Origin of the sequence: Micromonospora sp. NPDC049171 (genome assembly GCF_040648275.1) — a bacterium.
Taxonomy (GTDB): Bacteria; Actinomycetota; Actinomycetes; order Mycobacteriales; family Micromonosporaceae; genus Micromonospora.
Genome location: NZ_JBEZDJ010000025.1, coordinates 98,919 through 113,186 on the forward strand (window position 1 = coordinate 98,919; position 14,268 = coordinate 113,186).

Sequence of the window (14,268 nt, forward strand, 5' to 3'; positions counted from 1 at the left end):
TTATGCTGCCTTACCGCCGTGAGCACCGAGGTGCTCACCAGTGCCGGACAGAGACGAGGAGCTCTGACCTGCGGTGATGGAGATCGAGCGGTGCAGCGTGACCTCCCAGTGACATCCGAAGTGGTCACCTCTCGCTGCTCCAAACACGCCTGGCGCAGCGCGGATCTCGGGCCGCCGAGTCTCGTCGCCGCACGGGCGGCGACTATCGACGACCGATCCCGTCCTCGGGCGCGCGGTCGAAGCAATCGACGCCTGGCGCATTCGCTGGTTCCTCGACGACGCCGCCGATGACGACTACAACCATGAGGACATCGTCGAGGCGGGTATCCGCCTTGCCCGCGAGGGTTGCCTACGCGAGGTGGTCGAGGGCCTTTGGTTTTCGTTGCCTGATGCTCCAGGTGGCTCAGCCTGAGATACTCACACAAAGCAACCAACCGCCGTACGTCTTGAAACTCGCACCTCGCAGATAGCCGGATCTGCTGCGGGGCCGACGCCTGGGCGGTCGGGTGCCGACCATCATTCGTCGCGGTTCTGCCAGCGGAAGCGGACTAGCTGCCGACCTCGAGGGCTTCAACTGGCGAGGATCTACCAACGAGCGCCGCGGCGTGAAGTCCAAGCCGTGGATCAACGGCTTGCGGTGCTCGGCGACCTTCTCGTGATTCCGCGTCGACTCTGCTGTTCCCGGGCACGGCCGACATTCGGCACCTAGACGAGAACCTGTCCGCGAGCGCGATCACCCTGGACCGGCGAGACCATGGCCGCGCTCGACGTGATCCCGACGCCCGGACACACCGCACCGGAGCAGTGACCTCCGGGAGCCCTCGGTCGCACCTTGGCGGCGCCAGCCTCAAGACCACGAAGTCGATCACGATCTTCAGGGTTTCGCTCGACGTCCGCATCTCTGCGGCGGTCAGGCGGAGGCCCGGCTTCATGAGAATCCGGGTCCGCCCGCCGGGCGTGCGCCCGTTGACCAAGCCGCTTACTCCGGCAGGCGGATTACCGGTGAAGTCAGGCGAAGAGGTTGCCGGTGATGTCGGCGTAGAAGTCGGCGGGATCGCGGGAGAGGGAGGCCTTGACGTTGGCGGTGGGCTTGTCAGCGATGACTTCGATCTTGCCTGCTTCCAGTCCGTCGAGGGCCTGGGCGACCACCTCGTGGGGCGGGAGCTTGGGGATGTCGATGCCAGCCATCATGTCCGTGTCGGCGATCGCCAGCGCCAGGGCGGTGACCAGAGTCTTCTGGTCGGCCAACTCGAGTCGGATGCCGTTCGTCAGGGACCACTCCGCGGCCTTGGAGGCGGCGTAGCCGTTGCTGCCGGGGCTGAAGGTGTACCAGCTCAGCGCCGAGATGACGTTGAGGATGGCGCCACCGGCCAGCTTGGGCGCGAAGGCGCGGGTGACGTGGAGAGTGCCCCAGAAGTTGGTGTCGAGGTCGCGGCGGATGTTCTCCGTGGAGGGGCCGAGCAGCGGGGCTTCAGTGGAGGTGCCGGCGTTGTTGATGAGGATGTCGAGGTCGCCCACCTTGCCTGCGGCGGCCTCGATGGACGCGGGATCCGTGATGTCCAGCTGGAGCGCGATGGCACCGGGGATGTCGATGCTTTCCAGGCGACGGGCGGTGGCATAGACGGTGGCGCCCCGGGCGAGGAGGGCCTCGGCGAAGGCCTTGCCGAGGCCGCGGTTAGCTCCGGTCACGAGAGCTGTTGAGCCGTTGATGTGCATATCGCCAGGCTAAAACCTCACGTTGACGTCATGGGCAAACTTGTGCGAGGTGAATCACGCTCGCCCGTGTCGGCGGCGCTCGGCTCACGGCGACCCGGGTGCGGCCGGTAACGCCCAGTCGGGCGGACCGCCGGCGGGTACAAAGGGGGAAGCGCGACCCCAGCCGAGCTTCCGAGGCACGAAGGGATCGCGCTGCCGGTGACCGAGCCGTTCGACAACTGGCTCGACGGCGACCTGCACTGGAACGGTGCCCAGGTCTAGACATTCAGCCGCGCCACGGCATGCTCGTCATCCGCTCGGCCGGCGACGGCCGCCACCAGGTGGGCAGCCGTGGTGACCTACCCTTGCCGGCGAATGCCCGGCACATGTGCCGCATCGCGCCTGGCCAACCCGAGCTGCTCGCCGCCATCGTCCCGCACGACCTGCTCGTCGTGCATCCCGTCAACACCGTCGTACGCCTGCTCGCCGACCCGCACACGCACCTGGCGGGAGTCGGCAATGAACGCCGCCGCCGTCGCTGCCGCTCGCCGCCCGGGTCAACCAGTCGCCGCCCTCGGTGCCGGCGGCTGACCACCTCCGCACAGCCAGGGATTCGTCGACGCTTGGTTGGCAACCACAGCCGACGAAGATGCCACCGCCAGGATGCTGGCGGGACACGTCTGGGCGGCGCACATGGTGGCGAGTCGCAAGTTCGCCTATGTCACGTGGGCGATCCGACTTCTGGTGCTCGGAGTGTTGGCGTGGCTCGTGGCCGGGCTGGTCTGACGACGCCGTTGTCGTTGAGGGCGCGGGCGATGCTGGCCACGCTCCGGCCGGCAAGCCGCTACTCGAAGATCCATCAAGCGGGGGAGACTCCCGGCGGGCTGCCCCGATAGCTCACCGGCTCACCGGGCGAGTCGGTGACGCGAACGCCAGGACCGGGAGCCGTGACGTTCGCGCCGCCGCTCGTCAGTAGCTGCAGCCCGAAGTCGGCAGGCTGGTCACCGGCGGGGGCGTGGCCCCGTCGTACACGGCCAGAAGCCACGGCTGGGGGCAGCGGGGGCCGCCGCCCACCTGGATCGCCAGATGCAGGTGTGGCCCGGTGGAGTTGCCGGTGTTGCCCGTGTCGCCAATCTGCTGACCTGCGGACACCTGCACACCAGACCCGACACGGTGGGCGGAGAAGTGGCAGTACGTGAAGACCGCGCCGAGCGCGGTGAGCGTGGCGCCATTGCCGCAGCTGGCGTTGTAGAACGTCTGGACGGTGCCACTCGCCACGGCCAGGGCCGGCGTTCCCGTCGGGACCCCGATGTCGACGGCCGGGTAGTCATGATGCGGGTCGTCGTACTTGCTGCGAGGCGCGGCGCTGGGCGGCAGCGGAAGCGAGTGCTGCCCCACGACGGTGTTGGTGTACCAGATCGCCGTGGTGCCCTGGTACAGCACGAGGTTTCCGTCGTTCTGCAGTACGAGGTGGGCTCCGGCCCGGCCGCGTGTGCTCGTCTGCCAGAGGGACGTGTTGTTGGCTCGGTACAGCACCAGGTTGCCGTCGGTCTGCATATCCAGGTAGGCGCCCGGGTGGCCATCAGTGTCGGTCTGCCACGAGTACGTGCCGCCCGGCCGGTACAGGACCAGGTTGCCGTCGGTCTGCATGGCCAGCTTGTGGCGCCTGTCCGCCGAATACATGTCCTGACCGGGCGTCAACCGCTCACCCGGCTCCAGGACACTCCTGGGGATCCAGGTGTCGGTCTGCCACAGCACCCGGCCGGACTGCAGCAGCACGAGGTTGCCGTCGTCCTGCAGTTCGAGGCGGGCGCCGGCCCGGCCGGGCGTGTTGGTCTGCCAGATGAACGTGTTGTTGGCCCGGTACAGCACCAGGTTGCCGTCGGTCTGCATATCCAGGTAGGCGCCCGGGTGGCCATCAGTGTCGGTCTGCCACGAGTACGAGCCGTCCGGCCGGTAGAGGACCAGGTTGCCGTCGGTCTGCATGGCCAACCTGTGCTGCCGGTTGCTGGAGAGCAGATGCTGCCCGCCGGTGAGTCGTTCGCCAGGGCCCAACAGGCGGGTGCCGTGAGCCGCCTGGACGGGCGAGGCGACGGCGGCGATCACGCCGACCGTCATGATTGCCGCGGACACGGCTGCGGCGACCGCGCGCCGCCATCGTGTTGTTGTCACTGTTCGTCTCCTCAGGGTTCCGGGCCGCTGCCCCGGAACGTGGTCTCACCGGTTCTGCGGCGAGGGTCTGGCGGTTGGTCCGGTCCGCGTCCGCAGCCGGCAGCCGAGACGGTATCGGCGCGGTCGCCGCTTCTGTTGGAGCGCGTCGAGCCCGGGTTCGAGCTGATCGATACGGTCGCCGAACGTCGGTCAACCGGGGTCGCTGCCCGGTGCGGTTGCCCTACCGGCCTTGCGGCGGCGGGCTCGCGTCGAGCAGCGCCACAGCCACCGGCCGTTCGGGCTCCGCCCGGCTACCGGCTGAGCGTGTCAAAGGATTGATCATTCGGTCCCCTGCCGGGTCGGACGGTGCCACCCTTGTGCGACGAGTCCAACGACGCAGGAGCGTCCAACGCCGGGCACACAATACATGTGCATTTGTCGCTCGGGTACGGCGCCGCCAATCCATAGCTGGGGGTGCGTCGGGGGGACCGGCGCGCCGGGCAACGGAGTGCTGAGGACGGGGGTATCGAGAGAGGTGCGCGTCCGTGCGGGTGCTACCGCCGTTCGTCAGCGGCGGCCGACGCGGGCCTCGGGTGACGTGCCGCCGTAGGTGGACGGATCGACGCTGATCAGGGCTGGGTGGATGGGGCTTCGCTGCCGGCGGGCTGACCGTGCGGGTCACCGTGGGCAGGGGGGATCGCTCGGCGGCCACGTCCCGGGATCGGCCGGGGCGGAGGTGGCGCCGTCGAGGCGCGGACGACGAGCTCGACCGGTTGGTCGGCCGCCGGTGGAAGCTCGACGTCCGGCTTCTCGATGACCTGTACCAGCAGCGCGAGGCCCTGCCGCGCGGCCGCGTCGAACGGCTGTCGCACGGTGGTGAGCGGGGGAGTGACGTAGGCGGCGACCGGGATGTCGTCGAACCCGACGACGCTGATGTCCTCGGGCACGCGGCGCCCGGCCTCAAGCTGCGCGCGGATGAGACCGATCGCCATGTCGTCGTTCGCGGCGAACACCGCGGTCACGGTGCCGTCGCCGGCCAGTTCCCGGCCCGCCGCGTAGCCGGACGCGGCCGACCAGTCGCCCTCGACGACCGGCGGCTCGTCCGCGCCGTGTGCTCGCAGCGCCTCGCGCCAGCCGGCGAGACGGTCCCGTGCCGAATACCACCGCTGCGGGCCGGCCAGGTGATGGACTGTCGCGTGCCCCAACTCCAGCAGGTGCTCGGTCGCGGCCCGCGCGAGCCGGCCCGCGCCGACCCTGGCGGTCACCACCTGCGGCGCGGCGAAGGTGGGCGGCGCGCCGAGGACCAGGACCGGCACGTCGACGCTGATGAGGCCGACGCCCTCGTCGATCGGCTCGGAGATGACGACGCCGTCCACGCCCTGGTCCAGCAGCGACGCCAGGGCGCTCGCGATGCCGCCCGGGTCGCCCTCGATCGTGGTGGCCACCCGCAGCGTGTAGCCCACCTTCCGGACCGCCCGCTCGATGCCCATGAGCCACGACGCCGGCCCGTACAAGGCGCTGCCGAGCGTCACCACGCCGATCGACCGGGTCCGCCCGGAGGCCAGCGCCCGGGCCGCCTGGTTGCGCCGGTAGCCGAGCTCCGCGGCGGCGTCCAGGACCCGCCGGCGCACGTCGGCCGAGACGTACGGCTCGTCGTTGAGGACCCTGGACACCGTCTTCTGGGAGACGCCGGCCAGCCGCGCGACGTCCACGCTGCGCGGCGTCGGAGGGCTTCCGCCCGGCCTCGCCAGTCGCGTCACGGCACCTCCCATCGCCGGGCATAGTCCTGTATGATTGCGCAGTCATGTCTACGCGACTCTCACCGTAAAGAGCCCGAAACCCGCCCGTCACGCTGGCGAAGCACGTTCCCTGCCAACACCCTAACTCCAGTTTTGCACCGAACAGGTCAGGCCGCGCCGCCCGCCGACTTCGCCGAGGACCGCGTTTGCTGTCCACGCATTCGACGTGTCACGCGGCCGGGCGCCGCAGAGGCGAACCGGTTCGCTATTCGATCGGCGCCGCGTCGGTGGGTCGGCGACACGGAATGCCTGAGGGCGATGCCCTGGCACTCCGGAATGGTCGTACTTATCGGCGGCAGCTCGAAGCTTGCGAGGGGTCAGGAGCAGGAAGTAACCGTCTTGAAGCCTTGACTTCACGCTCGCTGCACCCATTAATGCATATCTATGTATCTGGGCCGCAGCCACCCTTCTCGGGTGGTCGGCGACGCCGGCAGGTTTGTCGAATCGATTCGAGTCTCGGCCTTGTGGCTGTGCCCCGAACCGATGTTGCGGAGCCGGCGGATGAGTCACAGGAGGGTTACCGTGCATCGTACGAACGTCCACTGGGGTGGCCGATTGTCGGCGTTGGCCAGAGGGCTGGCCGCGACCGTGGCGCTCGCGCTGCCCATGACGCTGGGTGGTCTGACCCTGGCGACCCCCGGATCGGCCCTGGCCGCGCCGGTCGCGACGCAGAGTGTCGCGGCCGCCGGACTTGACGGTGTGGCGGCCGGCAACGCCGCGGTCGCCTCGGTCGACCTGGCCGGGACGTGGAACTTCACGCCCGCGGGTCGGGGGGCGACCACGATCGCGGTGCCCGGTGGCGGCTGGTACAAGCAGGGCTTCACCACCGTGAACGAGGCGGTGTACTCGCGCAGCATCACCGTGCCGGACTCGGGGCAGCCGCAGTCGGCCTGGATCGAGTTCGGCGCCGTCAACCACCAGGCGACACTGTCGGTCGACGGCCGCGTGGTCGCCACCCAGACGACGGGGTTCACCCCGTCGAACTTCGACATCAGCGCATACGCGGCGCCCGGCACCACCCACACGATCACGGTGAACGTGAAGGGCCGCGGCGCGTTGAAGGCATCCAACGGCCGGTATCTGGTGCCCGACGCCGCCACGTGGTCCGAGGCGGTCCCGCAGGGGATCTTCGGGTCCGCGTTCCTGCGGGTGTACCCGGCGGTGTACGTCAGCGACACATTCGTGCGTACGTCGGTGGCGAACAAGACGCTGACCTACGACGTGACGGTGCGGAACACGTCGGGCAGTGCCCGGTCGGTGACGTTGACCGGGTCGCTGTCGTCCAGCAACGGAACGGCTTTCAGCTACCCGGATCTGCCCAGCCGTACGGTCACCGTGGCGGCCCGCTCGACCGCGACCGTGACCGTCGGGCCGGTCGCGTGGAACCTCGACAGCACCTCGTACTGGTGGCCCAACGTGCCGTACCGGTCGGGGTACCGGGCGCAGCTGCACGGGTTGGCGGTGCATGCCGTCACCGACGACGGCCGGACGAGCGACGCCGATTACCGGTTCGGGTTCCGGGAGGCCACCCAGAACGGGGACTACTACTACCTCAACGGCGTGCGCGTGAACTTCCGCGGCGACAACCTCCAGGGTGCCGACTATGACCGGATCAACAACGGCGGCAAGGGCGACGCGTACCACACGCTGCCCGGCTTCCTGCCCCCGTCGTCCGGCAACGGCGGCTGGCCGCAGGCGGTGGACAACTACCAGCGGCTGAACTACAACGTGGTGCGCATCCACCAGGAGCCCGGAAGCCCGTACATGTTGGATGTCGCCGACGAGATGGGCCTGATGATCATCGACGAGGTCGCGATTCGCGGCTCCCAGTCCTCGCAGGAGTGGCAGAACTCCGTCGGGCGCGAAAACATGATCAACCACGCCCGGGCGCTGGTCCTGCGCGACCGCAACCACCCCGCGATCATCCGCTGGAGTCAGAACAACGAGCCGAACCAGAGCGGCCAGGATTCCGAACAGTTCGAGAAGGACCTCTACACGGCGATGAACGGCGCCGACGGCACCCGGCCGATCATTGTCGAGGTGGGCGTCGGCAACAATGTCAGCCTGTATCCCGGGATGACGTACGCCAACTTCGCGGTGATCCCGCACTACGTCGACGGCTTCGGCAGGTACGGGGAGGGCCTGGTCACCGTGAACGGGCGGCCCGACGGCGAGGGCGAGTTCATCTGGCCGGCGTGCAACAACAAGCAGGGCTTCGAGTGGTTCGCCACCGCGACTGCTGCCAAGCGCGGCAAGGGCGCCACCGACCTGCGTCCGTACACGCTGCTGTCCGCCTGGGCCAGCGTCGTGCCCGGCGTGCGGTCCACCGACTTCACTCCGGAGGAGGGCGGTCACCCGATTTACGGAGTGGACAACCTGCCCGATCCGTGGAGCAACCCGCAGATCCAGCGCGTGCAGGCGGCGTTCAACCCGGTGGCCGCGATCGACCTCCCCTACTGGTCCGCCTCCGGCAATTCGGACTCGAACGGCACCTTCCCGCTGGCGCAGGCGGTGCCCACCTACGCCCGCAACGCCACGGTGACCCGCAACATCACCGTGTTCAACGACGACCTCACCAACACCTCGGTGGGCTTCACCTGGACCGCCCGGCTCGACAGCCCCACCGGTACGGTCGTCGCGTCCGGCAACACCACCCTGACCGTTCCGCTCGGCTCGCGGGTCACCCAACCGGTGTCCTTCACCGCCCCCGCCACCGGCAGCCGCGTGTACCTGCAGCTGTCGACCGCCAAGTCCGGCAGCACCGTCTTCACCGACGCGGTCGAGTACTTCAACCTCGGTGGAAGCGGCGGAACCGGGCCCGCGGCCGGCACCTACCGCATCGTCAACCGCAACAGCGGCAAGCCCCTCGCCATCGCCGGTAACTCCACCGCCGACGGCGCCAAGGCGGTCCAGCAGAGCGGCACCCCCACCTGGACGATCAGCACCACCCAGGACACCTACACCCTGCGCTACACCGCCTCCGGAAAGATGCTCGACGTCAACGCCGGCAGCACCACGACGGGCCTGCAACTACAGCAGTGGTCGGCCAATGGCGGCGCCAACCAGTCGTGGTACCTGCGGCCCACCGGTGACGGCTACTACACCATCGTCAGCCGCAGCAGCGGATTGACAGCCGACGTCTCCGGTGCCTCGACCAGCGACGGAGCGCAGGTCGTGCAGTGGACCGCCAACAACGGGACCAACCAACAGTGGCAGTTCGTACCCGCCTGACCAGTGACAGAGGTGGTTGGCACGTCCGACCGCCGGTGACCGCCTGACGATCGTCGTGAGGTCTACTCGGGCGCGGGGATTCCCGCGCCCGAGTAGACCACGACCCGGTCTCGACCAAACTGGCGTGCACCAATGCAGTCGATACTCTTGGGGTCTGTGGATCTGACGGTGTTTCCGGCCTGGCCTGCCGGGCGTTGTGCTGGCCGAACTTCGGCACTGACAGCGGTGGCGCCGCCGACCATCAGACGACGCCGGGTAACCCCCGCGGCCGGGGAGTCCGGAAACCGTCGGTTTCATCCATGAAGGACACCGTCGGACATGCGGGTCGAGGGTCGTCGTGTCGCGGGGCCAACAGCCCGGCAGCACGACGTTCCATCGACTGCCGTTGACGATCGACTCGTCGCGCGGTCGTCTCGCGGCAGCCCTGGCAGTTCTCCCGTTCGGACCAGCTCCGTCGCCGCAGGTCGGCCGGGTGCATGCGGGCCTGGTCGAGATCCACCCGCGCCGCCATCCTGAGCTGCCAGATCGCCTCGGCGTACGCGTGGTACGCCCGGTGGTAGTCCCGGGAGGAGAGAGCCGCGCCGGACCGGATGGCGTTGCGTATGGCAATCAGTCTCTGGTAGGCCAGTTCTCCCGCCTGGACGAGTTCCACAGTGCCGGCGACCAGCAGCCGTTCTCGTGCGGCGAACACGTCAGCGCTCTGGACAGCGCGGTTGGCGCGACGGAGACGATCCGGTGCGGCATTGTCATCCTGGGCGATCTCGCGTAGCGCACTGTGGGCCGAGTCAAGCGCCACCGCGAAGTCGAGACAGTAGCCGAGCCGTGCGGCCGCACGGTTGCGCCGCCGTTCATCGCGGTTGCGCTGCGCCTCCACCGTGACCGCGCCAGCGAGGGCGATGACGGCTCCGCAGACCGCGCCGATGACCGAGATCCATGCCACACCTCCAGTTTCTACCCACGGTGACGAACCAGCTACCCAGCCCTGTCGCCAGTTCGCGTCGGTGAGGAAACGCCGTCCGGAAACAGCGCCAGGAAACAGCGGCATCCGGCTGGGGCGCCCGACAGTCATCGCCGGGTGCCGACGACGCAGAGACCGGCCCAATCGAACGGGCCGAGGTCGGGATTCTCCGCGCGGATCTCCCGCTGCGCCGCGCGGAGCGCCGACACCACCGACGCCCCCCGGCCGACCCGTTGAATGAGGCGCGCGGCGACATGCGCCGACGCCACCCCGCCGATCTGGCCGGTGCCCGCCACCACCGTGTCGGCACCTCCGATCAGCGCGCCGACGGCCAGGCTCAGCGGGTCGTGCCCGTACCGGCTCGACGCGGTGCCGCTCCAGCAGCCGTTCAACACCACCAGCCGGGGTAGTCGGCGCTGGGCCAGCGCGTCCATCGTGACGCCGCCGGGTCCGAGCAGCGCCGTGGCACCCGGCTGGTCACCATGCCCGGAGAGGTAGAGCAGAGCGGGGCGGACCCCCTCGTCGACGGCCGGCAGCGCGGGAAGCTCCCGGTGGCCGCCCGGCCAGTCGGCCAGGGCCGGCATTTCCACCCGGTAGCCCGGCAGGCCGGAGTCGAGCAGGCTCACCGCCGGCCCGCTGGCGACCGCCATACCCGGTCCACCAGCAACCGGCGACCGGGCCAGGAGAAGTTCCGTGGTACGCAGGCTCGGCGCCAGGGAGACCTCGGCCACGTCACAGAGGTACGCGCCGTCGCGAGTCAGGGCCGCGTGCGGCAGGTGCCACAGCCGTGGATCCGAAATGATCATCACTGACCGGGGATGGTCCGGCGAACCCGCCCAGACGGCCGGATCGGGCAGCAGGAACGCCCCCAATTCTTCCCAGCTGGCCCGACTCATCCCTCGTTCGGGAGGAACCCCGGTGGTCAGGCTGTCGAGCAGCGCGGCCAGGTGATCGGAGGCGGTACACAGCGTGGCCCGCCATTCCCCGTACCGCGGTCGGGTCAGCACCGACGACCACCAGCCGGCCGACCTCGGCCCGAGCGTGATCACCACCACGACGTCGGCCATCGCGTCGAGGATGTCCGGGGCCGGCAGGTGGCCGGGCAACGGCGGCAGCGGCACCCGATCGGCCGGTCGTCCCGATCTGATCGACGCGGCGGCGAGCCGGGCCACCCCGAACACCTCCTCGGCCAACGCCGGATCGGCGCGCGGTGCGGCAATCCGGGACCGCGCGACGGCACCCGCCAAGCCACCCGAGCCAGCCGGGTCAGCCGAGCTGGTTGATCCGGTCGGGTCCGCGGAACCGCCGGAGCCGGCCGCCAGGTTGGCCGAGCTGCCCGCCAGCAACTGGTTCAACAGGTCCGCGCGCCCGGTCTCGGCGACCCGGACGGCGGCCTCGGGCTCGTCGAGTTCGGTGTGCGCCAGCAGCGCCGCCGCGTACACCTCCTCCCGCGCGGCGTGCGTCGACCACCTGTCGTCCGGGTCGGACAGCTCCCCGCGTTGCAGGTCGGCGGCGAGCAGCGCGGCCCGGCCGGCGGCGTGCCGCAGCCCACGCGGCAGTGCGTCCGTGGGTGGCGCCCGGTGCAGGTCGTACAGCGCGAGCATGGTTCGGTTGAGGTCCTGCCGCTCCGGCCGGGTGGCCAGGTCGAGCACCGTGGCGAGGTGGCCGACGATGGTTGCCGGATCGCCGTTCGAGCCGATGAGGTTGCGGGCGACGTGCCGGTGCCAGCGCAGCGCCTCCAGCGTCTCGGCCCCCTCGTAGTACGGCTGAGCCTCGCGCAGGGTGGCCGCGACGGCGGTTGTGTCGCCGCGGCTCTGTAGCACCTCGGCCCGTTCCAACAGCACCTGACCGAGCCGGTAGGTGTCGCGCCGGGCGCGGAATCGAGTCGCCAGATCGTCGGTGATCCGCAGCGCCTCGCCGAGGCGGTCGAGTGCGCGCAGCGCCGCGACCTCGCGCAGGCGGGCGTAGAAAAGATTGCCCTCGCTCACCCCGTCGAACGCGGCGGCGGCCCGCCGGTATGCCTCGAGCGCCGCCTCGGGTCGGCCGAGCACGATCTCCACCCCGCCCTCCCGGTGCGAGATCAACCCCCGGGTGAACGGATCGACATCCCGTTCGTCGGCGAACTCGCGGGCCCCGTGCAGGACATCCCGGGCGACCGCCAGCTCGCCCCGGTGCCGGTGGAGCGTCGCCTTCTGGATCAACACCCGAACGTACTGTCGCGCCACGCGAGGCTCATCGGCGTACTGCCGGCACACCTCGATGCCCCGATCGCAGCAGGACAGGCCGGTGTCGTACCGGCTCGCCACCTCCCGCAGGGCTGCCAGCTCCCGCCAGGCGTACGCGTGCAGCCACGCCGTCGCGGCCTGCAACGGTTCCCGCAGCAGTGCGTGATTCCACCGCTCGGCGGCCGTGAAGCCGCCGCTGAGTCGGTGCCACTGGGCGACGAACGCGACGGCCTCCTGACAGCGTTTCCGGTCGTCCGCGCGCAGCGCGGTCCGGCTCTCCGCGAGCAGGAGGCGCAGCGCCAGCCCGGGATGCCGCTCCCGCCACGCGGCCGTCGCCTGTTGCTGGTAGAGATCCGCCAGAGGTCGCCACTGCCGCTCGGCGTGCAGGTGCTCGGCGGCGGGCCGGTTGGGGTGTTCGGCTGGCAGCGCGACCGCAGGATCGATCAGCCGGTCGAGAAGCGCCGCCGGTGCGCCAGAGTCGATCACCGTGGCACCGTCCGATTCAAGGTCGACTGTGGAATGAGACCATGGTGACCGTGACAGACTCAGCTGCCGGGCGGGTGGTCGTCAAGTTCGTCGAGGATATTGATGCGGCCGATCGGGACGAGCTAACTCGCCGGCTCGAGGGTGTCGGGCTCGCGCCGCGGGTCGGGTTCGACCTGGGTGATCGCGGTGCGATTCCCCAACGGTTGCTGCCAGCCGCGGTGATCACACTCTTCCACGAGGTCGCCGAGGCCGGTGCCGAGCGGCTTGCTCAGGCCACACAGGCGGCGCGGGACTGGCTGGTGGTCACCCCCGTACCGGGTTTCGTCGAGCTGGAGGTCGACGTCACCCGTCAGGTGATAGTGATCCGGGCCAGCGATCCGGACCGGGCAGCCGAGGCGTTGAAGCGCGTCCTGCCCAGCGGCCTCACCGGCGACCCGGCCGGCAGCCCCACCGGCGGCCCGCTCGCCTGGGACGGCGACCGGTGGGCCGTTGAGCCGGCGCAGCCGACCGCCCGGATCACCGGCCCCCCGCCCCGGGTGTTGGCGCTGGACACCGACTGGTTTTCCGCCAAGGGCGGGGTGAGCACGTTCAACCGGTCGCTCTGCGCGGCGCTGGCCCGGGCGGGCGCAGACGTCGTCTGCGTCGTCCTCAAGCCGTCCCCGGACGAGATCACACACGCCCGCAAAGCTGGTGTGACGCTGCTGGCCGCACCCGCGCCGGCGACCGGCGGACCGCGGGACGCGCTGGCCCGGCGTCCGCGGCTGGCAGACGGCTGGGTGCCCGACCTGGTTGTCGGACACGGCCGGATCACCGGCGGGCACGCCCGGATCCAGGTCGAGGACCATTTCCCCGCGGCGGCTCGGGCGCACATCGTGCACACCTGGTCGGACCACATCGAATGGCAGCGGGGTGACCGGCCGGACGCCGGGGCCATCGCGGAGGATCGTTGGAAGGAGGACATCGAGCTGGCCCGTACCGCGACCCGGGCGTTCGGGGTGGGCCCCTTGCTGCACGGTCTCCTCGGCCGCGACCTCTCCGCCTATCCGGACACCCCGGCTCCGGGCCGGATCGATCCGGGCTTCGAGCTCGACGACGATACGCTCCGCGTCCCGCCCGGGTGGCACCAACGCCAGGTGGTGCTCACGGGCCGGCTCGACGACTGGCCGGTCAAGGGGCTGGATCTGGCCGCCCGGGCGGTGGGAGCGGCCGTAGAGTTGCTCAGTCTGGGCGGCACCGAGCCGGAACTGGTGCTGCGGGGCGTACCGCCGACCGAACATGGTCGGCTGCGGGAGCTGGTGCTCGGGTGGGCGGGCCGGCGCACCCTACAGGTCACCCCCCGGGCCTACTCCACCCGCGAGGACGACCTGCGGGCCGACCTGCGCCGGGCGTGCCTCGCGCTGATGCCCTCCCGGGCCGAGGCGTTCGGCCTCGTCGGGTGCGAGGCCATTGTCGCCGGCACCCCGCTGCTGGTCAGCGCGAGGAGCGGGCTGGGCGGGCTGCTCCGCGAGGTGCTGCCGGCGGAGGACGCGGCGTTGGTCGTACTGCCGGTCGAGGACGACGAACCCACCGACACCCAACGCTGGGCCTTCGAAACGGCGCGAATCCTGCGGGACCCGCCGGGGTCCTTCGCCATCGCCGAACGGATCCGGCGGACCATGGCCGAGCGGGTCACCAGCGCGAAGGCCGCGGCGGCCGTACTGAGCACGCTCGGCTGAGACCAACC

At 70.3% G+C, this 14,268-nt stretch carries 8 protein-coding genes; 3 read left to right on the forward strand and 5 right to left on the reverse strand.

From position 1 onward, the window contains the following. Nucleotides 1–1,008: 1,008 nt before the first annotated feature. Nucleotides 1,009–1,716, reverse strand: a complete 708-nt coding sequence (locus AB0B14_RS27950; protein ID WP_357525025.1) for an SDR family oxidoreductase — start codon at nt 1,714–1,716, stop codon at nt 1,009–1,011. Nucleotides 1,717–2,358: 642 nt separating this feature from the next. On the opposite strand from AB0B14_RS27950, the gene AB0B14_RS27955 reads away from it, so the two are divergent. Continuing rightward, entirely contained in the window at nt 2,359–2,481 is a 123-nt protein-coding gene (locus AB0B14_RS27955) for a hypothetical protein (protein WP_357525027.1), read from the forward strand. A gap of 183 nt (nt 2,482–2,664) precedes the next feature. On the opposite strand, the gene AB0B14_RS27960 is transcribed toward AB0B14_RS27955, so the two are convergent. Beyond that, nucleotides 2,665–3,867 (reverse strand): bulb-type lectin domain-containing protein, encoded by a 1,203-nt coding sequence (locus tag AB0B14_RS27960; RefSeq protein ID WP_357525029.1) that lies wholly within the window; start codon nt 3,865–3,867, stop codon nt 2,665–2,667. Between the two features lie 608 nt (nt 3,868–4,475). After that, a complete protein-coding gene (locus AB0B14_RS27965; RefSeq protein WP_357525030.1) occupies nt 4,476–5,606 on the reverse strand; it encodes a LacI family DNA-binding transcriptional regulator in 1,131 nt (376 codons plus the stop codon). A 561-nt stretch (nt 5,607–6,167) separates the two neighbouring features. On the opposite strand from AB0B14_RS27965, the gene AB0B14_RS27970 reads away from it, so the two are divergent. Continuing rightward, complete coding sequence (locus AB0B14_RS27970) at nt 6,168–8,876, forward strand: RICIN domain-containing protein (RefSeq protein ID WP_357525032.1); 2,709 nt, start codon at nt 6,168–6,170, stop codon at nt 8,874–8,876. 241 nt (nt 8,877–9,117) lie between these two features. Here AB0B14_RS27970 and AB0B14_RS27975 read toward each other — a convergent pair whose 3' ends face one another. Both AB0B14_RS27975 and AB0B14_RS27980 read right to left on the reverse strand, forming a co-directional pair. After that, the gene (locus AB0B14_RS27975) at nt 9,118–9,816 is read right to left on the reverse strand and encodes a hypothetical protein (RefSeq protein ID WP_357525034.1); all 699 of its coding nucleotides are present in this window, start codon (nt 9,814–9,816) and stop codon (nt 9,118–9,120) included. 125 nt (nt 9,817–9,941) lie between these two features. Next, nucleotides 9,942–12,545: a CHAT domain-containing protein gene (locus AB0B14_RS27980; protein ID WP_357525036.1), complete on the reverse strand. Its 2,604-nt coding sequence runs from the start codon at nt 12,543–12,545 to the stop codon at nt 9,942–9,944. Nucleotides 12,546–12,595: 50 nt separating this feature from the next. On the opposite strand from AB0B14_RS27980, the gene AB0B14_RS27985 reads away from it, so the two are divergent. Next, nucleotides 12,596–14,260: a glycosyltransferase family 4 protein gene (locus AB0B14_RS27985; RefSeq protein ID WP_357525038.1), complete on the forward strand. Its 1,665-nt coding sequence runs from the start codon at nt 12,596–12,598 to the stop codon at nt 14,258–14,260. Nucleotides 14,261–14,268 lie beyond the last annotated feature (8 nt).